27 protein-coding genes, 4 tRNA genes and 1 riboswitch are annotated in these 24,825 nt (G+C 40.4%); of the genes, 18 read left to right on the forward strand and 13 right to left on the reverse strand.

Translation table 11 applies throughout. The features are described 5' to 3' along the window. Nucleotides 1-152: 152 nt before the first annotated feature. Nucleotides 153-240, reverse strand: a tRNA-Ser gene (locus tag DNJ75_RS01620). 260 nt (nt 241-500) lie between these two features. Here DNJ75_RS01620 and rplM point away from each other — a divergent pair. The 9 genes from rplM to panD all read left to right on the forward strand — a co-directional run bounded on the left by rplM (nt 501) and on the right by panD (nt 5,953). Then, nucleotides 501-929, forward strand: a complete 429-nt coding sequence (gene rplM / locus DNJ75_RS01625) for a 50S ribosomal protein L13 (protein ID WP_117001431.1) — start codon at nt 501-503, stop codon at nt 927-929. A 15-nt stretch (nt 930-944) separates the two neighbouring features. Continuing rightward, nucleotides 945-1,337: a 30S ribosomal protein S9 gene (gene rpsI / locus DNJ75_RS01630; protein WP_117001432.1), complete on the forward strand. Its 393-nt coding sequence runs from the start codon at nt 945-947 to the stop codon at nt 1,335-1,337. Nucleotides 1,338-1,500: 163 nt separating this feature from the next. Then, nucleotides 1,501-2,109 carry a glutathione S-transferase N-terminal domain-containing protein gene (locus tag DNJ75_RS01635; RefSeq protein WP_117001433.1) on the forward strand — a complete coding sequence of 203 codons (609 nt, stop codon included), beginning with the start codon at nt 1,501-1,503 and terminating at the stop codon, nt 2,107-2,109. Nucleotides 2,110-2,120: 11 nt separating this feature from the next. Continuing rightward, nucleotides 2,121-2,525, forward strand: coding sequence for a ClpXP protease specificity-enhancing factor SspB (locus DNJ75_RS01640; protein WP_117001434.1), 405 nt, complete (start codon nt 2,121-2,123; stop codon nt 2,523-2,525). Between the two features lie 2 nt (nt 2,526-2,527). Beyond that, complete coding sequence (locus DNJ75_RS01645; protein WP_117001435.1) at nt 2,528-2,911, forward strand: hypothetical protein; 384 nt, start codon at nt 2,528-2,530, stop codon at nt 2,909-2,911. Nucleotides 2,912-3,066: 155 nt separating this feature from the next. Further along, entirely contained in the window at nt 3,067-3,822 is a 756-nt protein-coding gene (locus DNJ75_RS01650; RefSeq protein ID WP_117001436.1) for a Rossmann-like and DUF2520 domain-containing protein, read from the forward strand. After that, complete coding sequence (gene panB / locus DNJ75_RS01655) at nt 3,809-4,633, forward strand: 3-methyl-2-oxobutanoate hydroxymethyltransferase (RefSeq protein ID WP_117001437.1); 825 nt, start codon at nt 3,809-3,811, stop codon at nt 4,631-4,633. The genes DNJ75_RS01650 and panB overlap by 14 nt, the downstream gene beginning before the upstream one ends. Nucleotides 4,634-4,787: 154 nt before the next feature. Further along, complete coding sequence (panC, locus tag DNJ75_RS01660; protein ID WP_117001438.1) at nt 4,788-5,579, forward strand: pantoate--beta-alanine ligase; 792 nt, start codon at nt 4,788-4,790, stop codon at nt 5,577-5,579. Next, a complete protein-coding gene (gene panD, locus DNJ75_RS01665; RefSeq protein WP_117001439.1) occupies nt 5,576-5,953 on the forward strand; it encodes an aspartate 1-decarboxylase in 378 nt (125 codons plus the stop codon). Before panC ends, panD begins: the two co-directional genes overlap by 4 nt. Here panD and phoR read toward each other — a convergent pair. Next, nucleotides 5,950-6,963, reverse strand: coding sequence for a phosphate regulon sensor histidine kinase PhoR (gene phoR, locus DNJ75_RS01670; RefSeq protein WP_117001440.1), 1,014 nt, complete (start codon nt 6,961-6,963; stop codon nt 5,950-5,952). The genes panD and phoR overlap by 4 nt on opposite strands. 2 nt (nt 6,964-6,965) lie before the next feature. Further along, a complete protein-coding gene (locus DNJ75_RS01675; RefSeq protein WP_170137163.1) occupies nt 6,966-7,664 on the reverse strand; it encodes a response regulator in 699 nt (232 codons plus the stop codon). A gap of 138 nt (nt 7,665-7,802) precedes the next feature. Further along, nucleotides 7,803-7,898: riboswitch (Fluoride riboswitch) on the forward strand. A gap of 24 nt (nt 7,899-7,922) precedes the next feature. Between DNJ75_RS01675 and crcB the strand changes: the two genes are divergently transcribed. Beyond that, on the forward strand, nt 7,923-8,309 hold the full coding sequence (gene crcB, locus DNJ75_RS01680) for a fluoride efflux transporter CrcB (RefSeq protein WP_117001442.1): 387 nt from the start codon (nt 7,923-7,925) through the stop codon (nt 8,307-8,309). Between the two features lie 7 nt (nt 8,310-8,316). On the opposite strand, the gene DNJ75_RS01685 is transcribed toward crcB, so the two are convergent. Then, complete coding sequence (locus DNJ75_RS01685) at nt 8,317-9,720, reverse strand: sugar porter family MFS transporter (RefSeq protein ID WP_117001443.1); 1,404 nt, start codon at nt 9,718-9,720, stop codon at nt 8,317-8,319. A 388-nt stretch (nt 9,721-10,108) separates the two neighbouring features. Here DNJ75_RS01685 and DNJ75_RS01690 point away from each other — a divergent pair, with 388 nt between their 5' ends. From DNJ75_RS01690 to DNJ75_RS01720, 7 genes are all read left to right on the forward strand, one after another. Then, nucleotides 10,109-11,035: an ROK family protein gene (locus DNJ75_RS01690; protein WP_117001444.1), complete on the forward strand. Its 927-nt coding sequence runs from the start codon at nt 10,109-10,111 to the stop codon at nt 11,033-11,035. A gap of 45 nt (nt 11,036-11,080) precedes the next feature. Next, entirely contained in the window at nt 11,081-11,437 is a 357-nt protein-coding gene (locus DNJ75_RS01695; RefSeq protein WP_117001445.1) for a phosphomannose isomerase type II C-terminal cupin domain, read from the forward strand. Nucleotides 11,438-11,655: 218 nt separating this feature from the next. Next, complete coding sequence (gene hslV / locus DNJ75_RS01700) at nt 11,656-12,210, forward strand: ATP-dependent protease subunit HslV (protein ID WP_117001446.1); 555 nt, start codon at nt 11,656-11,658, stop codon at nt 12,208-12,210. A 21-nt stretch (nt 12,211-12,231) separates the two neighbouring features. Further along, nucleotides 12,232-13,581, forward strand: a complete 1,350-nt coding sequence (hslU, locus tag DNJ75_RS01705; RefSeq protein ID WP_117001447.1) for an ATP-dependent protease ATPase subunit HslU — start codon at nt 12,232-12,234, stop codon at nt 13,579-13,581. A gap of 100 nt (nt 13,582-13,681) precedes the next feature. Further along, nucleotides 13,682-13,756 (forward strand) — tRNA-Gly (locus tag DNJ75_RS01710). Nucleotides 13,757-13,759: 3 nt separating this feature from the next. Then, a tRNA-Cys gene (locus DNJ75_RS01715) sits at nt 13,760-13,833 on the forward strand. A 12-nt stretch (nt 13,834-13,845) separates the two neighbouring features. Next, nucleotides 13,846-13,934: transfer RNA gene (locus DNJ75_RS01720), tRNA-Leu, on the forward strand. A 325-nt stretch (nt 13,935-14,259) separates the two neighbouring features. Here the strand turns inward: DNJ75_RS01720 and DNJ75_RS01725 are convergent. From DNJ75_RS01725 to DNJ75_RS01745, 5 genes are all read right to left on the reverse strand, one after another. Continuing rightward, complete coding sequence (locus DNJ75_RS01725; protein WP_224742227.1) at nt 14,260-15,966, reverse strand: NAD-dependent malic enzyme; 1,707 nt, start codon at nt 15,964-15,966, stop codon at nt 14,260-14,262. Between the two features lie 250 nt (nt 15,967-16,216). Further along, complete coding sequence (gene hemE / locus DNJ75_RS01730; RefSeq protein WP_117001449.1) at nt 16,217-17,257, reverse strand: uroporphyrinogen decarboxylase; 1,041 nt, start codon at nt 17,255-17,257, stop codon at nt 16,217-16,219. After that, the gene (locus DNJ75_RS01735) at nt 17,254-18,168 is read right to left on the reverse strand and encodes a lysophospholipid acyltransferase family protein (RefSeq protein WP_117001450.1); all 915 of its coding nucleotides are present in this window, start codon (nt 18,166-18,168) and stop codon (nt 17,254-17,256) included. The genes hemE and DNJ75_RS01735 overlap by 4 nt, the downstream gene beginning before the upstream one ends. A 22-nt stretch (nt 18,169-18,190) precedes the next feature. Then, nucleotides 18,191-19,699 carry a YifB family Mg chelatase-like AAA ATPase gene (locus tag DNJ75_RS01740; RefSeq protein ID WP_117001451.1) on the reverse strand — a complete coding sequence of 503 codons (1,509 nt, stop codon included), beginning with the start codon at nt 19,697-19,699 and terminating at the stop codon, nt 18,191-18,193. A gap of 9 nt (nt 19,700-19,708) precedes the next feature. Continuing rightward, nucleotides 19,709-19,963, reverse strand: coding sequence for an accessory factor UbiK family protein (locus DNJ75_RS01745; protein WP_117001452.1), 255 nt, complete (start codon nt 19,961-19,963; stop codon nt 19,709-19,711). Between the two features lie 78 nt (nt 19,964-20,041). On the opposite strand from DNJ75_RS01745, the gene DNJ75_RS01750 reads away from it, so the two are divergent. Then, nucleotides 20,042-20,380 carry a P-II family nitrogen regulator gene (locus DNJ75_RS01750; RefSeq protein WP_117001453.1) on the forward strand — a complete coding sequence of 113 codons (339 nt, stop codon included), beginning with the start codon at nt 20,042-20,044 and terminating at the stop codon, nt 20,378-20,380. 8 nt (nt 20,381-20,388) lie between these two features. On the opposite strand, the gene DNJ75_RS01755 is transcribed toward DNJ75_RS01750, so the two are convergent. From DNJ75_RS01755 to rimO, 4 genes are all read right to left on the reverse strand, one after another. After that, on the reverse strand, nt 20,389-22,059 hold the full coding sequence (locus DNJ75_RS01755; RefSeq protein ID WP_117001454.1) for a lytic polysaccharide monooxygenase: 1,671 nt from the start codon (nt 22,057-22,059) through the stop codon (nt 20,389-20,391). 133 nt (nt 22,060-22,192) lie between these two features. Next, nucleotides 22,193-23,062 (reverse strand): outer membrane protein, encoded by an 870-nt coding sequence (locus tag DNJ75_RS01760; RefSeq protein WP_157968163.1) that lies wholly within the window; start codon nt 23,060-23,062, stop codon nt 22,193-22,195. An 87-nt stretch (nt 23,063-23,149) separates the two neighbouring features. Beyond that, nucleotides 23,150-23,350, reverse strand: a complete 201-nt coding sequence (locus DNJ75_RS01765) for a DUF378 domain-containing protein (RefSeq protein WP_117001456.1) — start codon at nt 23,348-23,350, stop codon at nt 23,150-23,152. Nucleotides 23,351-23,479: 129 nt separating this feature from the next. Then, nucleotides 23,480-24,823 (reverse strand): 30S ribosomal protein S12 methylthiotransferase RimO, encoded by a 1,344-nt coding sequence (gene rimO, locus DNJ75_RS01770; RefSeq protein WP_117001457.1) that lies wholly within the window; start codon nt 24,821-24,823, stop codon nt 23,480-23,482. Nucleotides 24,824-24,825: the final 2 nt, after the last annotated feature.

Consider the following 24,825-nt stretch of genomic DNA (forward strand, 5'->3'; position numbering starts at 1 on the left):
TAATGGCAGCAAGACATCGTATTTAGGCTTAACTTGAATATCTATGATTGTTTAAGCAATTATCCAGCGCGAAAATATTTTCAGTTAATCAAATCAAAATTACGTTTCTCTAACAAGGGATATTTAAAACTTGGAAAAATAAAAGAAATTTGTGGCGGAGAGAGAGGGATTCGAACCCCCGGACCTGTTACAGTCAACGGTTTTCAAGACCGCCGCTTTCGACCGCTCAGCCATCTCTCCGAACGAGGGCTAATTATAACGGCATTTTTGCAAATAGAAAGAGGTGTTTTTGTTTTTTTAGGAAAAATTTAACTTAAAACATTTAAACGCCTATTTCTCAATCACCAAGACACCAAAAACAGCTAAAACACAAACTTAGCACTTCTTTTTAATCCATCACTATGATAGAATCGCCACGCTTAAATTTTTAGGGATTGGTAACAACCCACACAGAAATTAGCAAAACTGAGTAGTTAATAATAAATATTAAGGTAACAAAGATGAAAACGTTTAGCGCTAAGAGTGATGAAGTCAAAAGAGAATGGCTTTTGATCGATGCAAATGGTAAAACTTTAGGTCGCCTTGCAACTGAAATTGCAAGACGTCTTCGTGGTAAGCATAAAGCTGAATACACACCTCACGTAGACACAGGTGACTATATTGTTGTAATCAATGCTGAAAAAGTTGCCGTAACTGGTAACAAGCAAAAAGATAAAATTTACTACCACCACACGGGTTATATCGGTGGTCTTAAATCTGTTTCTTTCGAGAAACTAATCGCGCAACACCCAGAGCGTGCGATCGAATCTGCTGTTAAAGGCATGCTTCCTAAAAATCCTTTAGGTCGTGCGATGTACAAAAAGTTAAAAGTTTATGCAGGTGAATCTCATCCGCATACAGCGCAACAACCACTTGTTTTAGAAATATAAGAATAGGATAGGAAAATGACTCAAGCATACAATTACGGTACTGGTCGTCGCAAGAGCTCAGTTGCTCGTGTATTTATGAAAAAAGGCACTGGCAGCATTATTGTTAACGGTTTGCCACTAGATGATTACTTCGGTCGCAAGACTGCAAGCATGGTTGTACGTCAGCCACTTGATTTAACGAACAACCTAGAAAGCTTTGACTTCAAAATCAACGTTCATGGCGGTGGTGAAACAGGTCAATCTGGCGCAATCCGTTTAGGTATTGCTCGCGCTTTAGTTGACTTTGATGAGAGCTTAAAACCTGAACTACGTCATGCTGGATTTATCACACGTGACCCACGTAAAGTTGAGCGTAAGAAAGTTGGCTTTAGAAAAGCACGTAGAAAACGTCAATTCTCTAAGCGTTAATCAACACGTTTACTTTCTACTTTTTATACATTTTATTTTATTAAAAGCCCAACTGAAGTTTCAGCGGGGCTTTTTTGTTATTACTACGACTTCTATGATGCAAAATGGCTGATCAGTAGTATATAATGTTGAAGCTAATATTGAATAAGGAAAATTGGGATAAATGTCTGCTCAAAACAAACGATCATCAATGACTTTATACACCAACGGTAATGACCCTTTTTGTCATCGCATTAAAATGATTCTTGCGGAAAAAGACATTAGTGCAGATATTATTGATGTTGTTGCTGAAGATAAATTAGAAGAGCTTTATGAGCTTAACCCTTATGGCGGCGTGCCAACATTAATGACAAAAGATCTAATTGTATATGAGCCGAATATCATATTTGAGTATCTTGAAGAGCGTTTTCCCTATCCTCCTTTATTGTCTGTTTTCCCACTTGAGCGTGCTCAAGCGCGTATGTTATGCAAGAAAATTGACAGTGAATGGATGCCTTATCTTGTCAATGCATTAAACGCTGATAATGAAGACATTAGACAAGCGAACAAGATTGCGCTACTTAAGGCACTTTTTTCATTGATTCCGACACTTAGCAGACAATCGTACTTACTTGGTGATGACTTCACCATTGCGGATTGCTCACTTGCCGTGATCCTATATAACTTACCTAAGTTAGATATCCGCTTGCCTGAAAAAGCAATGCCGCTCATCAAATACGCAAAACGTTTATTTGCACGTAATTCATTTAGAAAAAGCATTAGAACTCAATAAGGAATACCACCATGGCAATGTTACGCGCTTACTTAGTTGAAGCAACCTATGACTGGATGATCGATCATGATTTAACACCCTATTTACTTGTTGATACCGAATATGAAGGTGTGATCTTACCCGAAAGCCATATCGATGAAGACGGTAAGATGCTACTTAATATCGCGCCTGAAGCAATTGAACGCTTTGACTGTGATGATCAGTTTATTCGCTTTGACGCAACATTTGATGGCGAAGTAATGTCATTGCAAATCCCTGTTGAAGCAGTGCTTGAGCTTTACGCCGGTGAAACCGCGCAAGGTCTTTATGCTCGTGAGTTTGGTTATGGCATTGATGTTAATGAGGGTGATGATAATGACGTTAACCCTTCAAAAAATAGCGCACAAAAAGGCAGTGGCGGACTGCATCTGGTTTAGCCATGTTAGATTATAGCTTTCTTATCGGGCTTGGCATTGGCAGTATTATCTGCTTTTATACCATATTCCGCTTACGCAAACAGTTTAAAATCATCCTAATGCAACGTGAACAACGTTTATTTGCTCTAACCTCAGTCACTGAAAAGCTCGTTGCCAGCGCCAACCTACAACGCAGTGGTTTATTAAATAAAGAAATCGAAGATTCTCTACTTGAAGGGCTTAATATGTCGGCAATCGAAAAAGCGGGCATTACGATCCGTGGCCTTGCAAATCGTAACTTATCACGCCCAGAAAGCATGCAATTTTGTCTTGATCGTTTGCAAAAAAACATCGATCAACTGGAAAAAGATTATAACGACCCATTTCGCTGGAAAAAACCTAGTTAACTTACTACCTCCATTGCTTCACGCGCCATTTTATCCTACGATAGCAAGCAAGTTGTAACCGTGCGATTTTACTCTTTATTGAGAAAATACAACAACACAACAGCAACTTAAACTGATACAACCTAGTAAACATACACAACAAGGAACTTGATCCAATGCGACAGGTATCTCATTCATTAGGCGCCAATCCTAGCTATGGCATTATTGGCAATGGTCGACTTGCGCGACATATACAATTTTATTTTAAGCTCATAAACATCCCGCACACGCTATGGCATCGCCAGCAACCGGAGTCTCCTGAAGATATATTGGGCCAAAGTGATATTATTCTTCTGGCAATTAGTGACGATGCAATAGACGCATTTTTGAATGCTCATCCACGATTAAATAATAAGTTATGCGTGCACTTTTCAGGTGCTTTAGTTAGCCAACATGCCCTGTCATACCACCCTTTGATGACATTCTCACCAGAGTTACAAGACCTTGATTTTTACCAAAACCTGTTCTTTGTTGGCGAGGATAATGAACCAACATTTAGCACTATTTTCCCACAATTAACCAATCCATTTATTCAAATCCCCCAAGCAAAAAAAGCCTATTATCACGCACTTTGTGTGATGGCGAATAACTTCACCACGCTCTTGTGGCAAAAATTTTTTAATGAAATGACAACAACATTTGATGCATCACTAAATGACCTTAAACCCTATCTTAAACAAACACTGCTTAATATCGATAACGATTATAACAATGCCTTAACAGGTCCCTTAAAGCGCCAAGATTTACAGACAATTAAGCGCAACTTAGATGCACTTGAAGATGATAGTTTTATCAAAATTTATCAAGCATTTGTCGAGGTTTATCAAACAAATTTGGACAATAAGACGGGAGAAAAAAATGAGCACGCATAATCTAATTAAAAAGCCGAGCATTCATAACCTGCAAGGCAAAAAACTCAAACAACAAAAGCTATCAATGCTGACTTGTTATGATTTCACTTTCGCGCAAATCATGAATGAAACTGCCATTGACATGTTACTTGTGGGTGATAGTGGTGTCATGACGCAATTAGGCTACCCCGACACAACCCATGCGACAATTGATATGATGTGTTTTATGACACAAGCCGTTGTTAAAGGTGCGCCTGATAAATTTATCGTTGCTGATATGCCTTTTCTTGCACAACGCCAAGGCATAGCGCATGCCATCTACTGTGCCGATAGACTCATTAAATGTGGCGCTAATGCCATTAAGATTGAAGGTGTTAATGGTCATCAAGAAGTTATTGCGCATATTATTGAATCCGGCATCCCCGTGATGGGACATATTGGATTAACACCGCAATCAGTACATAGCTTAGGTTATAAAGTGCAAGGCAAAGATCAAGAAGCTGCTAAGAATTTAAAAGAACAAGCGCTGCAACTTCAAGAAATCGGCTGCTTTAGTCTAGTCATGGAATGTGTACCTAGTGAGCTTGCCAAGGAAATCAGCCAAATGCTTAGCATTCCAGTGATCGGTATTGGAGCAGGTAACGATGCCGATGGGCAGGTGCTTGTTCTTCAGGATATGCTTGGTTTAAACAGTCATCTCCAACCAAAATTTGTGCGTCACTTCCTCAACGGCTTTAACGATATCAAAGCAGCATTTGACGCTTATCATCATGCGGTACAAAGCGGTGACTATCCTAATAAGCAAGAAAGTTACGATATTAAAATTGCATAACTTACTGAAGTTCCGAACTTTAGAAAAACTATGACTTTATAAACACCCCGTCAGCCTACGGCTGCCACCCCTCTTGAAAAGAGGGGTGGCGAGTTTACGAGGCGGGGTGTTGAAATAGAAAAAGACCGTAACGCCAGTAACTTAAGGAAACTCAATGAAGATTTTTAATGATATCGCCTCTTGGCAAACAACACGCCAACAAATCGCAACGGATAAAACCCTAGGTGTTGTAATGACCATGGGCGCACTGCATAAAGGCCATTTGAGCTTAATCAAGCAAAGCCAACAAGACAATGAGTACACATTAGTGACAATTTTTGTCAATCCGACACAATTCAACAATCAAGGCGACTTTGACAATTATCCAAACACATGGCAACAAGACGTTGATTTACTGACGATGGAAGGCGTTGATTTTCTACTATCGCCACACAAAGAGATGATTTACCCTGATAATTATAACTATCAGATCAATGAGAAAAGTTTAAGCCAAATACTCTGTGGTGCTTCACGTCCTGGACATTTTGGGGGGATGCTTACCATTGTCATGAAGCTATTAAATATTGCCCAAGCAAATAATGCTTACTTTGGCGAAAAAGATTACCAACAATTTCAACTGATCAAAGGTATGGCGCAAGCATTTTTTATCCCAACCAACATCGTTAGCTGCCCAATTATTCGTGAAGAAGATGGACTAGCTTTTAGCTCAAGAAATTTACGTTTAGATGAGAGCGCTCGCAACAAGGCAGGCTATTTTGCCCAAACGATTCGCCAAAGCCACGATATTGAGCAAGTGAGAAATACACTTATTGCCAATCACATCACAATTGATTATCTAGAGGATATTGATAATCGCCGCTTTGCAGCAGTGATCATTGACGACGTTCGTCTCATTGACAATTTTCCACTTGCTGAAATCACCAAACTTACTAAGGAAAATGCATGAAACGCACGCTATTAAAATCTAAAATCCACATGGCAACCGTCACAGAAGCAAACTTAAATTATTACGGTTCAATCAGCATTGATCGCGCGCTTTGCAAAGAAGCAAATCTCATTCCTTTTGAGCGTGTTGAAATCTATAACTGTAACAATGGTGCGCGCTTTGCCACCTATGTCATCTTGGGTGATCAAGGTGAAATTTGCTTAAATGGTGCCGCAGCACGTCATGTCGCGACAGGGGACACCGTGATTATTGCATCTTACGCTGAATATGAGGCGCATGAATTAACAGATCATAATCCTCATCTTGTCTTTGTTGATAAGCAAAATGACGTGATTGAAATTAAGCGCTATTTGGATTCCTCCATTAATCATTAGTTGGGAAAATCACAACGAAACATACTACCCTTACCAAGGTCACTTTGAATGCTTAATGATGCTTTATGACGAATAAGCACGTGTTTGACAATTGCTAAGCCAAGGCCAGCTCCTCCTGTTTCCGGGGAGCGCCCTTTATCAACACGGTAAAAACGCTCAGTTAAACGCGGGATATGCTTTTGCTCAATACCTAAGCCTTCATCTTTGACATAAAAGTGCTTGCCATGTTTATCCTGATACCAAGCAATCGTAATTCTTCCGCCATTTGGCGAGTAGCGCACTGCGTTAATAATCAAATTACTAAAGCAGCTATTAATCTCTTTTTCATTGCCTTGAAGCGCCAATCCTTCATCAATATCTATAACAAACTCATGCTTATCCGTACCTAATGTTTTTGCTGACTCGATAATTTCAATGAGCATGGGTGCCACATTAAGAGTTTCTAGCTCACCTTTTTGCACCTGATGACTTTGAACTTTCGACAATAACAATAAATCCTCAATAAGCCACTCAATTCTCATCATTTGTTGCTGCATTTGCTCGAAATAAGGTAGCCATTCACTTAAATGCTCAGCGACATCGGGTTGCATCAACTCTAAATAACCACGAATAACCGTCAACGGTGTGCGCATTTCATGTGATACATTGGCGACAAAGTCTTGACGCATGCGCTCAATATGATGACGAAAACCAGCATCTTGAGTAATAAGCAAGAAATGCTGATCGTATGGAATAAGTACCACAGATAATATCTGATCCGGTGTTTTAGGTAACGGCAACTCAAAAGTGCTCATGTTTTTTTGTCGCAAGTAAGTCAATAAAGCAGGAAACTCAAAAACTTCAGCGATATTTTGCGTCAATTGCGCGCTTGATAGTTGAAAAAAGTTTTTAGCCGGTTGATTAAACCATTGCATTATTCCTTCTTGATCAATGATGACAACGGCATCAGTAATACCTTGCGCGAAGGTCTTTGCCCACAGCAAGCCAATTTTATTATGCTCATCTATCATTTTCACACCAACTCTTGATTAATTAGTTGATAACCTTCGCCACGAATTGCGCGCAAATAAATATCATAATGAAAAGGCGCTAAGAGTTTCCTAACCCGAGCAATATGCACATCAACCGTGCGCTCAGTAATCTCTTTGTCGGCATTCCAAACATGATCTAGAATGCGCTCACGCGACAATGTTTTACCAGCATGTTTCATTAAATAGGTGATTAACTTAAACTCAAGTCGCCCACATTTGATGACTTTACCCTTAAATACTAGTAAGTGGCTTTCTAAATCAGCGTTAAGCTCTCGAAAAGTAAGTTTTGATTTATCATCATTCCCTCCTTTTGTCCGCTTTAACAAAGCCTGAATACGCATCACAAGCTCTTTAGGCGAGAATGGCTTAGTGACATAATCATCAACCCCCATGCCAAACCCTCTTAACACGTCGCCTTCTTCAGCCTTTGCTGTCAGCATAATTACTGGCAAGCTCTCAAGTGGTTTCGTTTGCCTGATCTGCGCTAATAATTTGATGCCACTGGTATCTGGCAACATCCAATCCAATAAAACCAAATCAATACTTGAATCACTCATTAGTAATTTCAATGCTTGCATGCCATTTTCAGCCATTACCACCTCATATTGTTGGCGAGTTAATGTCAGCTGCAATAACTGCCGTATGGGTGGTTCATCATCCACAATTAGTATTTTTGCCATATAATCATCAAACCTTACCTTAGATTCACCATAAAATGCTAACTTATCCACGCTAAAGATTCTAGTGATATCGCTATTGCAAATTATACAGTACACATTTTGACGCATATTGATTTCGCTATTTATTGTGTTATAGTTTGCAGCCAAGGAAATGACGTTCTTCCCAAGCATATTGTTAATTCCATCAACAGTATGCTTAAACCATCCTTTAAGATTGATGACGTCTATGTAATACAAACTTAAAGGAGAATTACAACGATGTTAACGTTATTATTAGTTGGTTTAGGTGGTGGCTTAGGTTCTATCAGCCGCTTTGGCTTATCTGAATTTATTTACAAAGTGTTTGGCAAATCCTTCCCACATGGCATTTTGATTGTCAACATTTTAGGATGTCTATTGATTGGTGCATTGGCAGCATTTTTTCAGAAAGAACGTTTGCTTGAGCATTTTCTCACACCACACTTTAGAGCCTTATTAATCACCGGCTTTTTAGGTGGATTTACAACCTTCTCAAGTTTTAGTCTAGATGCCTTAACGCTTCTACAAAAAGGTGAATGGTCAAAGGCAATTATTTACATTATGCTTAGTGTTCTTATTTCGATGATTGCCGTTTTTGTCGGCTTTTATTTAGTTGAGAAATATTAGGATCTATTTATTCACCAAGATTTTTAAGCGGAACACCGTTTTCTAAATTCTTTTCAATATGTTCAAGACTGACACCTTTTGTCTCAGGCACGAAGAACTTCAAGAAAATCATTGCCAAGATACAAAAGCCACCAAATACAAAGAATATCGAGGCATTACCATAAAGCTTCATAAAGCTTAATGCGTTTGCCATCACAACGCCTGCAAATGTCCAGTTAACCATTGTCGTTACTGTCATGCCAATTTCACGTCCCTTTAATGGGAAAATTTCGGCACAAATCACCCAAGCAACAGGTCCCCAAGAGCAGGCAAAACCAAAAATATAAACAACGGCTGACAGTAATAAGACAGTTTTTGATAACCCACTAGGTGATGCATTGCCTGCCATTGATAGGAAAGCGAAGCCTGCTGCAAACATTGACACCATCATCACAACAGCACCAACATATAGCAGTTTCTTGCGACCCCACTTTTCAATCCATTTAATTGCTGGAAAAGTAAAAAGCATATTAACCGTTGGAATAGCTAAAAGTGCTATGATTCCCGTCATCCCTGCATAGCCAAAAATCGTTGGCGCGTAGTAAATCATCATGTTAATACCAACTAGCTGTTGGAACATCTGCAATACCACACCAACAATAAGGACTTTCCAGAAGAAACCTTTAGAAAGCATATTAAAGCCAACACCTTTGTTGACTGAAATGCTTTCTTTGATTTCATTAACCTCGTCATCAATTTCCTGCTGTGATGCACGCACACGCTTTAGCACCGAAATAGCTTGCGCTTCTTTGCCTTTTAACAGCAACCAACGCGGACTTTCTGGCAGGAATACACTCCCTAAAAACATGACAAGCGCAAAGACGACAATCACGCCAAACATCAAAGACAGTGAAATTTCAACATGTCCTAACGCCTTGGCAATAAAAACGTTTGTTACCGCAATCAAGAATATACCGATGGTAATCATTAGCTGAAACAATGTCGCCATACCACCGCGAATAGCTTTTGGCGCAGTTTCAGATAAATATAGTGGCACGGTAAATGAAGCGATACCGACCGCGAACCCTAAACCAAAGCGGCACGCTGTAAGCACGAACAATGGCGGCAAAAAAGCTGAGATTAATGAAAAAGCAGTGAATAGAAACCCTGCTAGCACAAGTACTTTCTTGCGCCCTAGAGAGCGCGCAAATAACCCACTAAGCAAAGCACCCAGAATACCACCCCACGCCAAAACAGCCGAATAATGCTCGCCTTGCTGTGTGGTCAAACCATAGACATGGTCAATCGTTGATAATGAGTTGGCAATAAACCCTTGGTCCAAACCAAATAGTAAACCGCCTAATGCACCGATTAAGCAGATCATATAGACCAGTTTTTGATACTCTTTTTTTGCATTGACATTAGCTGTCATTGGATTCTCCCCGTTTTTTTAACATTTGTTGAGATAAATAATAAATGGTAAAAATATGTTAACGCAGTATTGCAGCAATAATTGCATATCTTGTCAATAAATTACTTATTTATTGCTAAAAATAATTGGGCGCCATTTGTACCAAGTTTCAAATTATCGTATCCATACAAAGGCTACCACATAAAAATCACATGCTTTTTTATCAAAAAGAACTCAGTCATATTGCTTAAGCCAATAACCACAATAATCACTTTACGCTTTTCATCCCCAAGTTATTTATCCTGCCATTTGGCTGTTCTTTGCTTGTTAACTGCACTTAAAATGCGATATATTTGCCATGAATAAATTTCTGCAAATACAAAACAAAAAAGAATAAGGTAACCAAATTATGCATCATTTTCTAGGCGCTATTGAAGCTGGAGGCACTAAGTTTGTCTGTGCAATCGGTACTGATGACGGAAAAATTCTACAACGCATCCGCATTAAAACGAGTACACCTGAAGAGACCATGCCCGAAGTCATTGGTTTTTTTCGTGAGCATATGAAAAAATACCCACTTAAAGCGATTGGTTGCGGTTCTTTTGGTCCTATTGACCCTGATATCAATTCCAAAACATATGGTCATATCACCCACACGCCCAAACTACCATGGCGCGATTATAATATCGTTAAAACACTAGAAGATGGATTACAAATACCTGTTGCATTTGATACGGATGTCAATGCAGCAGCATTAGGTGAGCATCGCTGGGGAGCAGGCAAAGGGATCAGTGATTTGATTTATCTGACCGTAGGCACAGGCATTGGCGGAGGTGCGATCGTCAACAATCAATTAGTGCACGGCAGTGCTCATCCTGAGATGGGACACATTTATATCCCTGTTGATTTAACACAGGATGATTTCAAAGGCATTTGCCCATATCACGAGCGTTGTTTAGAGGGTTTAGCCTCAGGCCCTGCTTTGAAAGCGCGTTGGCACGTTGATTCAGTGCTAGATCTTGCTGATGATCACATTGCTTGGGAGCTAGAAGCTGAATATCTATCATATGCACTTGTAAACTATATGATGTGTTTTGTCCCTAAGCGCATTATCTTAGGAGGTGGGGTTATGAAACAGACGCACTTATTTGAGAAGATTCATACTAAAGTGAAAGCAAAAATTAATGGCTATCTGAATCAAGACTATTGTGATACTATCCCATCGATTATTGTGCCGCCGACTTTAGCAGATAATGCTGGCATTATGGGCGCTTTGGCTTTAGCTAGTACCGCCATAGGCGCCACGCTAACAAAAAGCCCACTTGAAGCCGAATAATCAACCACGCACATACAGAATAAATTAATTGTTTAAGGTTTTAAAATGAATATAAATGAAGTAGGTAAAATATATGAACGCCCTTGGGGAACATATCGCACGATTGAATTAGCAACCGGTTATCAGGTAAAAGTAATTACTGTTAATCCTGGCGGGCAATTATCTTTGCAAAAACATTTCAAACGCGCTGAGCATTGGGTTGTTGTTAAGGGTTCACCAACTTTTACGATTGGTGAGAATAAAAAAATGTACCACGCCAATGATCATGTGTATATTGAGAAAGAGGAAATCCACCGCATGGAGAATACAACGGATTCGCCATGTGAAATCGTCGAAGTACAGATTGGTAATTACCTTGGCGAAGATGATATTGTTCGATTGGAAGATATTTATAATCGTTAATTAGGGCCAAATGATACCAAGTCAAAGCTTTTGACCAGCTAGGATGAAAGTATATTTTCCAAGGTATATACCATACACCCCTACAGTAAAACCAAATACAAATGCCCAACCTCTCAAATACAGTTAAATCTTTTTAAATAAAAACTTGTAATTTTTTTCTTAAGCGCAATCTATAGCGATCATGATTTTATAAACCCAATCATTTAAGCGGGGAAACTATGTTAGAAATGAAAGGTACTACGATTTTATGTGTACGTCGTGGCGATGAAGTTGTCATTGGTGGCGACGGTCAAGCAACCCTAGGCAATACGGTTGCAAAAGATAATATCATCAAAGTACGCAAATTAAGTAACGGTAAAGTATTAACAGGATTTGCTGGATCAACAGCCGATGCTTTTACCTTGTTTGAAAAGTTTGAGCAAAAGCTTGATTTTTACCAAGGCAACCTTGAGCGCGCATCCGTTGAGATGGTGCGTGAATGGCGTCTAGATCGCATGATGAGCAAGCTTGAAGCGATGATTATTGTTGCTGATGAAAACAAATCCCTTCTTATCTCAGGTGTTGGTGATGTCATGGCAGCGGATGAAAAAGGCATTTTATCAATTGGTTCAGGTTCTGCTTTTGCAAAAGCCGCGGCACATGCATTGGTCGATAATACAGAGCTTTCAGCCTATGATATCGTTAAGAAAAGTCTCAATATTGCCGCAGATATCTGCATTTACACCAATCATAACTTAACCATTGAAAAGCTTGCTAACAAAGCAGCCATATAATTGACTAAGGGGATAGAAATTATGTCACAAATGACACCTAAAGAAATTGTCAGTGAATTAGACCGTTTTATCATCGGTCAAAAAGATGCAAAAAAAGCAGTTGCCATAGCGCTTAGAAACCGCTGGCGCAGAATGCAGCTAGAAGATGGCATGCGACAAGAAGTAACACCTAAAAATATTTTAATGATTGGACCAACTGGCGTTGGTAAAACAGAGATTGCACGACGCTTAGCAAAGCTTGCCAATGCACCATTTATCAAAATCGAAGCGACAAAGTTTACAGAAGTGGGTTATGTTGGTAAAGATGTCGACTCTATCATTCGCGATTTAGCAGACATCTCAATCAAGATGTATCGTGAGCAAGAGAAAACCAAAGTTGCCGTTCGTGCTGAAGAGCTCGCAAAAGAGCGTATATTAGATGCCTTACTGCCTGCAGCACGTGAGAGCAAAGTGGGCTTTGCCAATGAACCCGTTGAAGTTGAGCAAAAAACTGAAAATACAACCCGCCAACTTTTCAGAAAAAAACTTGCCTCTGGTGAGCTTAACGATAAAGAAATTGAGATTGATATCGCCATGGCAGCACCGCAGATGAATATCATGGGACCTCCAGGCATGGAAGACATGACCAATCAATTGCAAAGTTTATTCTCATCGATGGGTGATGAACGTAAGAAGCGTCGTAAAATCAAGGTTAAAGACGCCTTAAAATTACTACAAGATGAAGAAGCAGGCAAGCTAGTTAATGAAGATGATATTAAGCTTAAAGCCATCGAAGCTGTTGAGCAAAATGGTATTGTATTTATTGATGAAATTGACAAGGTTTGTAAAAAGTCAGATCAACGTGGTGGCGATGTGTCACGTGAAGGTGTTCAGCGTGATTTATTACCATTAGTCGAAGGTTCAACCGTCAGCACCAAATATGGCATGATTAAAACAGATCACGTGCTATTTATCGCCTCAGGCGCTTTCCATGTTGCCAAGCCATCAGATTTAATTCCTGAGCTGCAAGGACGCTTGCCGATCCGTGTTGAGCTAAGATCACTGGAAGTTGAAGACTTTGTACGCATTCTCACAGAGCCTGATTATTCATTGATTAAACAGTATGTTGCTCTATTAGGCACCGAAGGTGTCGAGGTCGTCTTTGAAGAAGAGGCTATTAGACGCATTGCTGAGATTTCATTCCGCGTTAATGAGGAAGTTGAAAATATCGGCGCACGACGCCTGCACACGGTACTTGAGCGCTTATTGGAAGAAGTTTCTTTTGATGCTTCTGATCGCACTGAAAAAACCTTTAGTGTCACAAGCGATTATGTCAATGAAAAACTGGGTAATTTGGTCAAAGATCGTGACTTAAGTCAGTACATTCTGTAGCGCATTTGTACACTTCAGAAAAATTCGTCAATAAACGTATGAAAACTCAAAAAATACAATTGACATTAGGGGTTTAGCCCTTATAATCTGATCCTGTTCTGCGGGAATAGCTCAGTGGTAGAGCACAACCTTGCCAAGGTTGGGGTCGCGAGTTCGAACCTCGTTTCCCGCTCCAGTTGGCTGGGTAGCAAAGTGGTTATGCAGAGGCCTGCAAAGCCTTGGACACCGGTTCGATTCCGGTCTCAGCCTCCAGAACAAGTCTTTGCCCGGGTGGTGAAATTGGTAGACACAAGGGACTTAAAATCCCTCGAGACTTAACTCTCGTGCCGGTTCGACTCCGGCCCCGGGCACCATCAAATTTTCCCAATGCAAAATATTAAAAATCAACATCTTTTTATATACATTTAGAGCATGATCTCATCGAGAGATATTGAAATTGTAACAATCACTGTTAACTCTATACCCATCGTAAGTTGTTGTTTTGCGGTGTTTGCTTGCAAAGTAGTTTGTGAAGATTTTGGCAAGTTGAATTGCAGGTAATATCTGCCCTTAACAGAGTCTTTGGGCGCTCATTTGCTAAAACAATGAAACTATTCATTGTTTCTTAACGCATTCGCTATTATCAAAATTCAACTTGCCAAAAGCACGCAAAATACAAAGCAAGAAATCTTTAAGAAACTACGATTTAAAGTAATACGGATAATACTTTGGCTCCCAAATCACTTGATCTATCTTACGCCAGATATCATCAACATCTTCAGCAACACCATCCTCAATCGCCTGACGTGCGACAGCAAATGCCACCTGACGACTGACGCTGTATGCTTCACTTAGTTTTGGTAATAACGCATCATCTTGGGTTGAATAGTTTGCTAGCGCCTTGCATGCTGCCCATAACATATTGTCAGTAAAGCGCTTCGCAGCAATCGCAACGATACCTAAACCAATGCCTGGAAAAACCAAGGCATTATTTGATTGCGCAATACGATAAACCTTACCTTTATAACCAACATCATCAAATGGGCTACCTGTAGCAATAAGAGCGCGCCCTTCCGTCAAGCGAATAATATCCTGCGGCACACGCTCACAACGACTCGTTGGATTGGATAGGGTAAAGATAATCGGTCGATCATTATTCTCAGCCATAGATAAAATAACATCATCCGTGAAAGCATTAGCAACACCTGAGCAGCCAATCAAAGTTGTTGGTTTTGCTTGCTTGACCACTTCAGCAAGTGCAATGCGTCCTTTTTCATCTGCACTCCACCCTTTAACCGATTCACGTGTACAAGCATAGGGGCGTTGAAAGTCCATCATGTCCTGATCATCAATCAATAGACCATCTTTATCAATACACCAGAAGTGCTGATAAGCTTCCTCTTTTGTCAAACCCGAATGCACAAGGGCTGCAACAATCTCATCAGCAATACCCAGTCCTGCCGTTCCCGCACCAAAGATCACAAATTTCTGGCGATTAAACTTCAAGCCTGAGCGTTTTGATGCTGAGATCAAGCCCGCTAAAGCAACGGCAGCAGTTCCCTGCATATCATCGTTAAAACTGCAGATTTCATTTTGATACTTTAATAAATTTTTACGCGCATTATCACGTCCAAAGTCTTCCCAATGCAGGAATGTCTCAGGCATTTCTTCTTTAACCGCTTCAATAAATAGCTGCACCATTTCATCATATTGCTCACCGCGCACACGCTCATGACGCCAACCAAGATACAACGGATCTTCTAATAGCTTTTTATTATTGGTACCTGCATCTAAAAATACTGGCAAATAACGTCCAGGATTAATTCCCGCACATAGCGTATACACCATAAGCTTAGCAACCGGTATTTCAATACCACCAACACCTTGGTCGCCAATTCCTAACACCCCTTCCGCATCACTAACCACAAGAATATCAACATCTGAGTTAGTGCGATTACGTAATATCTCACGCATTTTATAGCGATCTGGATAAGCAATATAAAGCCCTCGAGGTGATAGAAATTGCTCGCTATAGCGCATCACTGCCTCGCCAACCGTTGGTGTATAGATAATTGGCAGCATTTCATTGAGATTATCGCGCACTAAACGATAAAACAATGTCTCATTGATATTGTGCAAGTTCTTTAAAAAACTATAGCGCCCAATGTTGCTTCTAAAAGATTTATACTGCTGATAGGCACGCGTTTTTTGCTCTTCTAAAGATTCGATCTGGAAAGGCAATTTACCCAGCAAGCCAAATTCTTCACGCTCACGCTCGCTAAAGGCCGTACCTTTATTAAGAGATGCAAGTGTTAATAAACTCTTACCATGCAAACCAGTTTCAACCCACATTTCATTGCTTTCAGGGTTGCGTTTAAATTCAAATCTTTTTGTTTTCTTCATCATTATGCTTCTATCGTTATTTTTTATATTTATACCTTTCGGCTAAAACTAAATATTCATCCACAAGTACTGACCGTACTCTGAGTATCAGTCGAAGCGATGCACTGAGCATCAGTCGAAGTGGGTAAGCCTGGGCAAATCACACTTCATGAAGGCTTCGACTTACGCTCAGCCAACGCTTACACAATCAAAGGGAGCAGGAATATGGTCATAGCCTATCTTTACTAACTTAAATTTCTAATCTCTAATTCATTTAGTCTTTAGCACCGAACTCACGCACGGCATCAACCATCACCTTAACTTTATCCGGTGAAATATCCGGATATACGCCATGTCCTAAATTAAATACAAAGCGACTATATGGCGCTTGACTTGTAACAATGCTTTTTACCGAGTCGATAATACTTTGATCACTACCATAAAGTGCTGCAGGATCTAAGTTGCCTTGCAACGCAAATTTATTGCCAACGGCTTGTCTTGCACGCGCTATATCAATACTCCAGTCAATGCCAATACCATCACAGTCGGTTTTAATCAGCTGATCTAACCACAATCCACCGCCCTTGGTGAAAAGTGTCACCGGCACATGCGGATGACGTTTTTTAAGCTCAGTTGTGATCGTTTGCATATAGTTTAGTGAAAAGGCTGCATAATTGCTTTCTGCCAACATACCACCCCACGTATCAAAGATCATCACTGCATCAGCACCTGCTTTGATCTGCTCATCCAGATAATCAATAATCACAATACTTAGATCAGACAATAATTTATGCAAAAGCTCTGGCGCGCTATAAAGCATCTTACGCAATTGCGTAAACTGTTTTGAGCCCTGTCCTTCAACCATGTAAGCCGCTAATGTCCAAGGACTACCAGTAAACCCAATCAAAGGCACTCGATCTTTAATCGCCTTTTTAGTGGTTGAAACTGCATTAAACACATAATGCAATTTATCAATAGCACCTTGAGTATCTAAGCGCTCAACGTCTGCTAAAGTTGTCAATGGCGCGGAAAAAATTGGACCCTTACCACTGACAAATTTAAGATCCATCCCCATAGCTTCTGGAATGGTTAATATATCTGAAAATACAATAGATGCATCTAAGTCATAACGATCCAAGGGCTGCAGGGCAACCTCACAGCAGGCTTGAGCGTGACGGCACATCTGCATAAAGTCGCTAAATTTCGCACGCGTCTCACGATACTCAGGCAAATAGCGCCCAGCTTGGCGCATGATCCATAGTGGCGTTTGTGTTACCGGTTTGCCTTGCAAGGCATCTAAAAACAATGTTCTCATTTTTTATCCTTTTTATAATAATCAACCCTATCAGGGTGATATTTAAATCGTTTGTATGTCCACTGATATTGCTCTGGATATTGGCGAATAATTTCTTCAAACCGCTTGGTAAAGGCATAAGCTACTGGATCTTCAACACCATCAATTGCTTGATATTGCTTAATCAAAGGCTCCAAGTCCTCATTAAACAGTGTCAAGCCTTTGCCATCAGCATTTCTAACGGCATAGCTTAACACAACCGCAGGCTTGTAGCGCTCATATAATTTTCCAGCAAAATTCATCGTCTTGGCAGGGTTACCAAAGAAATCAATATAGGTACCACCCGCATCAACCGGCACTTGATCGGTTAGCATCGCAATCACTTCCTTTTTTGCTATGGCTTTAAATAGCATTTTCACACCTTTCTGATTAGCAGGTGACATGTTTTCACATAAGCGCGAACGCGCACGCAGAATAAGCTTATCCAGTGTTTTTATCTTAGGTGGTGTGTATAACATCGCCGAAGGATATTTACTTGAATAATACATTGAAGCAATTTCATAACTTCCCAAATGAGGTGCGACAACCATGACACCACGACCTTCTTCATACAAACGCTGTGAAACATCGCCGCCATGCACCACTTGAATTTGTTTCAATAGTTTTTGCGGATTTTTGAATAAGATTCCCGGCATTTCAGCCCCTGTCATACAGGTTTGTTGCAAAGTTTTCTTAACCAGTTTACGTTTATGATAGTCACTTAACTCAGGAAAACATTTATCAATATTGATACGTGCTATGCGACGCATATCGCTTTTACAATAATAAAGTAACACCCCAATCATCGCACCAATACGCTGCGCTGTTTTAAAACTTAACTTTCCCCACAGAAACAATATTAATATCAGGGCTTGAGCACCTATTTTCTTCATCGCATTTTACCGTTTTTTTATTTTATTGCTGAAAGCGTTCAAATTTACGATAGCTTAATGCCTCTTGAATATGATGCTTTGCAATCATCTCTTGTGCTGCCAAATCAGCAATCGTCCGCGCAATTTTAACCACTCGGTGATACGCTCTTGCCGATAAACCGAGCTTTTCAATAGCATCCGCCAACAACAGCCGCTCATTATCCCCTAAAATGCAAAATTGATCAATTTCCTTGCCCTGAAGTTCGGCATTAATTTTCCCTTGGCGCTTGATTTGTAGATCACGTGCATTGATCACACGCGCTTTGACATCGTGACTTGACTCGCCTTGCGCGCCCGCAATCAAGTCATCATGCTCAACCTCAAGCACCTCGACTTGCAGATCAATGCGATCTAAAAGAGGTCCTGAGAGCTTTTGTTGATAACGTTTTATTTGTATATCCGTATCTTTACACGCTTTACGCTGTGAGCCTAAAAATCCACAAGGGCAAGGGTTCATTGCCGCAATTAATTGAAACTTAGCTGGATATTCAACTTGTGCACTCGCCCTTGAGATCACAATCTTGCCAGACTCAAGTGGCTCACGTAAAACCTCTAATACTTTGCGATCAAACTCTGGCAACTCATCTAAAAATAACACGCCATTATGTGCTAAAGAAATCTCTCCTGGTTTTGGATTTGATCCACCGCCAACAAGAGAGACTGCCGATGATGTATGATGAGGGGCACGAAATGGGCGCTGATAGAAATGCTCCGCAACATCCCGCGCACCTTTGATAGATGCAACCATTGCCGTTGCTAAAGCCTCATCCATCGAAAGCTTGGGTAAGATTGTATTAAAGCGCGATGCGAGCATTGTTTTACCTGTACCAGGTGGTCCGACAAATAAAAGATTATGCCCACCAGCTGCGGCAATCTCTAATGCACGTTTAGCTTGAAACTGTCCTTTGACATCGCTTAAATCTAATTCAAATCCATTATTTGGCAGCACACCTTCAGCTTGTTGTGCCTCTTTGATAAATTGTGTTTTCGATAAGTGCAAAACAACATCCATCAAACTCTTAGCCGCATACGCATGAAGATCTGGCAATAAGGCAACTTCACTTTCATTTTTTAGCGCAATGATGAGGTTACGTTGATGCTTTAGGCTTTGAATGGCAAACGGCAAAATACCCTTTATCGGTCTTAATTTGCCACTTAAGGATAGCTCAGCAGCAAATTCGTAATCCTCAATATCGGGTGCGATAACTTGTTGAGATGCAATTAAAATACCAATAGCAATCGGTAAATCATAGCGCCCACCTTCCTTAGGCAAATCAGCAGGAGCAAGATTAATAGTGATACGTTTACTGGGAAATTGAAACCCTGAATTAATAATCGCACTTCTAACGCGATCTTTACTTTCTTTAACAGCTGCTTCAGGTAATCCTACGATCGATAAGCTTGGCAATCCATGCGATAAATGCACTTCTACTGTTACTTGTGGTGCATTCACCCCCAATTGCGCGCGACTAAAGACCGTAGCTAGCGACATAACAGCTACTTACTTATTTCCTTGCTTGGCAATAAGCTCATCAACTTTTTTTTCAAGTACCTCGAGCTTTAAACGTGTTTTTGCTAACACTTCTTTTTGGATATCAAACTCCTCACGCGTGACGAGATCCAGCTTCTCAAAGCTTGCTTTTAACACACTTTTACAGTTATTTTCAAACTCACTCGCCATTGTTTTGAAGCCACTTGGAATACCATTGGAAATCTTACTGGCAACATCATCGATTATTTTATTGTTTAGTTTCATGCTCAATCACTTAAATGCTTTACTAATAGATAGTGCATAATGTAGCATAGACAGCCAAATTGACAAATCAATTCGCGCATGAAGCTAATTACCGCCTATATCAAACCGCATTTACTTGACCGCACACGTGAGGCTTTACTCAGCACTGGTGCAACTGGCATTACTATCACTGAAATCAAAGGCTTTGGGCGTCAACTTGGTCATACTGAGCTTTATCGCGGTGCTGAGTATGCTGTTGATTTTTTGCCTAAGATTAAAATGGAAGTTATCTGCAAAGATGAGCAGCAACAAGATTTTATCAAGGCGATTATTGACACCAATAAAGCCGATAAGATTGGTGCCGGCAAGATCACCATCACCCACCTTGAAGAAGTCATTCGCATCCGTACGGGTGAAACTGATAATGAGGCAGTTTAAAATCCTCCTTAGTCTTTAGTCCACGTGCCATGCCCAAATATCCCTGCTGGATCATAGGCATTTTGATTACACCATCCTTCATGCCCCGTACAGGTGTAAGTTACACCATTTCTGATGACTTTACTGCCTATGTGGTAGCTGCCTATAGCACTTGACCATTCTGGCAAATCCGGTGTTGGCTCAGGTGAAACCTGTCCTTTATTCTCCAAAAGCCAAGTGTATTCAATATGATTACTCTGCTCGATCTCCGTGTTGATATAAACCATATTAACGCCACCTTCAACCGGTTTAACCGTATCATCATCTTGTAAGACACCAATCACAACGCCAAATGGCTGTAATTCATTATTTAATTTAGCAATATACTGTGACTTCCATGTCGCTAAATGATCAATCACCATTGGCACTTCGATTACTTCTTCATAACCACCTAAACGCCCAGAATCAAAGACATCGCTACGCCATAATCTGAAGTTAAGCTGATCATTTTGTTTATAATGACTCTCTGACTGAGCACCAAAGACGGTACTTCCCTCTTTACCTGCAAGTGGTGTCCACACACTTTCAATTGGTTCTGGCATTACCGCATGATGTTCGATACGCCAATGATAGTTTACTGGCGATATTTTTGTCTGATAAACACTGTAACCTGAAGGTAAATTGGTTTCGATATCTTTACCATCACGACTAAGCACCCCAATTCGAACATCTTTGTGATCATGATTTTGATTAAATTGCTGTGCTAGCTTTTGTTGCCATAATTTTGCGTCATTGCCTGATTTAGGTTGATAAGAAGCTGTGTAGCACTGACTATGCGCATTCACTGTACAGACGTCAACAGTCACCGTATCTTCTGGTTTAACATCTAGACTAGGCAGAATACTTTCCCCAGAAACATTCTTTACTTTTTGCCATACAATATCTTCAGGTGGTGTAGGGATATCACTTCCAACAACAACATCGGAACAAGAATAAAAGGCTTCCGCACTATCATCTCGTTGCCATACTGCATAAATAATATGTTGACCCGCTTTGGATTCTGGAACCGTACATGAAAAACTCTCAAAACCACCCAACCCTGGTGATTGCAACGGTGATTCGCTTGTCACTGGAACATGATGACAAATAGGCTTTTCTTCCAGATCATTCCAAGTCAATGCTTTATTCATTTGCCAATCATCACGCGTAATATAAATGTCTATATAGCCCTTACCATAAGTCTTATGTGGCGCGGTTACTGCATAAGTAAATTGATTCTCACCCGCTTCAAGCTTAACAGGATAGCGATTATCACCTTGGTCAATCGTCCACTGATCATCCTCTAGACTACGATATTTGTCTAAATTTGCAGAACAAATAGGCGCATCTCTACCACCCATAATAGCAATATGCGCGCTACGTGGATCATTGAAATACGCAGAATCATTTGACCAGCCTGCTGCCGCACCTTGAGCAACCCCACTCCAATCAGTAATGACCTGATTGATACCTTCACCATGTAAATCAACGCTACATACATCCGCGCCATTGTGACCATTCCACCACACCCCATTGTTGGGTGTTGCGCCACCTGAGCAAAGCCATTGCCTGCTGTCTGGGAAAGATAATGCCCCATGACCAAAAACAGCACCTGAACTTAACAGCAAACTTGATACTAAAAAAATAGAACGCAATTTCATCTACAACTCCTACAAAATAATTTTGCGGCAGTATATGAAATTCGCGCCAACGTGTGAAATTGAAAGAGTTAATAGTACTATAAGAGATATTTATTCTCGCATTTTACAAATCCAGTTTGCATGAGCTAAAAAATTAGAAGATATAAGAAATACCCACTTGGAAAGTGTTGACAGATAGTACTTTTGAGTTTGAGAAAAGGTGATCATATTCCAGATTTAAACCGATACCATTGGTAAATAAATAGCCGACCTCGGCACCAATGCGCGGGGCAATACTGTTACCGATACTGTTTGTCGGTTGCCCAACTGGTGTTGATTGACTGTTTTTAACATAAGCGACCCCTGCCTTGCCGGTGACATTGAAGCCAGATTGCAATAGATATTTAGCTCTAAGCATCGCATTTATGTCCCAGCTTTTATAATCCACTGAGTCTTTTGAGACTTTACCATCATAGTTAAGCCCGAGCTCAAAACCAGCTAAGAAACCTTTGGTGAAATGCCAGTCATAACCGAGCTTTAAGCCACCTGAAGCCGAGTTACCTTTGCCACCAATATTGGACATACCAACCGTGGCACCCATAAAGAATCCGGCAAACTCATAAGGCAAAATTCTTGGTGAAGGCGCTACTTTACTATAGTTAAACTGATCAGGGAAAGTCAGATCATAAATAAGCTTCTTCGTGCGCGGGTTATAGATCTTAACATGCGTTGATGGCTGATTAATAACAACATAGCCTTGATCCCATGAAATAATCGGTGCATCGCCATCGCCTAACTGATCCACCAGAATCAACGGAATATTATTGCGCGTCACCGTTGGTGGGAATTTAATATAGGTTTTACCTTGATCAACAAAGCCCAACATCGGTTTATAGGTCGAATCTGAAGAGACCGTTTTGACATCAAAATTAAAATTTGTCGAAGGCAGAGAGACATCATCAGCCAACGCCGCACCCAAGCACGAAGTCATTAATAATGAAGTAACAATGCTTTTTTTCCACATAATTAAGATAGCTTCCATATCGCATAATTTTCTAGAGTATAGACACAATAGATAATGAGCTCAAACGGATTATGCAGAATTTCTAGATTATTTAGTTTTATAAATTTGTTTTAATAGACTTAAGCAGTACAACGACGCAAGGCCGATAATCACATAAGCGATTTTTTGCCACGTTGGTGAACTATGGAAAACGCTGGTAATAATATTGAAGTTAAAAACCGATGAAGTAAACCAGTTAAAGCCGCCGATAATCGTCAGCAACATCAGTAATGTGTTTAAAAAGCGCATAATATCTCCTTATGGCGTTTATTAATAAAAAACAAACAGGTTTTTGTTTTGAAAACAACCTAACCTGTTTGCGATTTTAGTTCAATTGATATATAAAAAACAGTGCTTCATTGCTTTAGCTGTAGAAGTTTATTGCGGATTCATCTTCAATCTTGCAAATAGATCATGCTCATTAGCAGCAAAAATCTCAACGTTTACAAACACACCTTTGGCAATACCTTTGTGATCATTAACATCTTCAATAATGACAACACCGTCAACTTCTGGCGCGTCGTATTGTGTGCGTGCCAATGCGATATTCTCATTATGACGAATCTCATCGATAATGACTTTCTGAATACTTCCAACATGGCGCTGTAACCGTTTGGCGCTGATTTTTGATTGCACTGCCATAAAGCGTTCAAGGCGTTGTTGTTTAACCTCTTCTGACACAAGATTTGGCAAATCATTGGCTTTAGCGCCTTCAACTTCAGAATAAGTAAAGCAACCAACTCGATCAAGCTCAGCTTCTTCTAGGAAGTTTAATAGCGTCATAAAGTCTTCTTCGGTTTCCCCTGGAAAGCCGACGATAAATGTACTACGAATGGTAAGCTCCGGACAAATCGCACGCCAACGTTTGATGGCCTCAAGCGTGTTTGTCGCATTTGCAGGACGCTTCATCAGCTTTAAAATGCGTGGTGAGGCATGTTGAAAAGGAATATCCAAATACGGTGCAATTTTCCCTTCTGCCATCAGTGAAATCACTTTATCAACATGCGGGTAAGGATAGACATAATGCATGCGAATCCAAACACCTAAGGTTGATAAGGCACGCGCTAAATCGATAAAACGACTTTGGTAAGTTTCATCATTCCATTTAGCCTCAGCATATTTGATATCCACGCCATAAGCACTGGTATCTTGCGAGATGACCAAAAGCTCTTTAACGCCTGCATTAACAAGGCGTTTTGCTTCAAGCATAACATCATCAAGCTTTCGTGAGCTTAGCTTGCCGCGAATATCGGGAATAATGCAGAAAGTGCAGCTGTTATTACAGCCTTCAGAAATTTTAAGATAAGCATAGTGTCTTGGTGTTAACTTAATCCCCTGAGCAGGAACCAGTGAAGTAAAAGCATGATGTTCAATCGGCAAATTATCATGCACGGCTTTGACAAGACTCTCATAATCTTGAGGGCCTGAAATACCCAAAACATTGGGATACTTCTCACGAATCATATCTGATTTTTTGCCCAAACAGCCAGTCACTAAGACTTTGCCATTTTCATCAAGAGCCTCACCTATCGCCTCAAGCGACTCTTCAATTGCCGAGTTTAGAAAACCGCAGGTGTTTACAACGACCAAGTCAGCATTGCTATAATCGGCAGCAATCTCATAACCGTCGGTTTTTAATTTTGTAATAATACGTTCAGAATCAACTAAATTTTTAGGGCAGCCTAAGCTGACAAAGCCAATTTTTGGCATGGTTACCTGCATAT

Source organism: Cysteiniphilum litorale, assembly GCF_003428165.1.
GTDB classification, from domain to species: domain Bacteria; phylum Pseudomonadota; class Gammaproteobacteria; order Francisellales; family Francisellaceae; genus Caedibacter; species Caedibacter litoralis.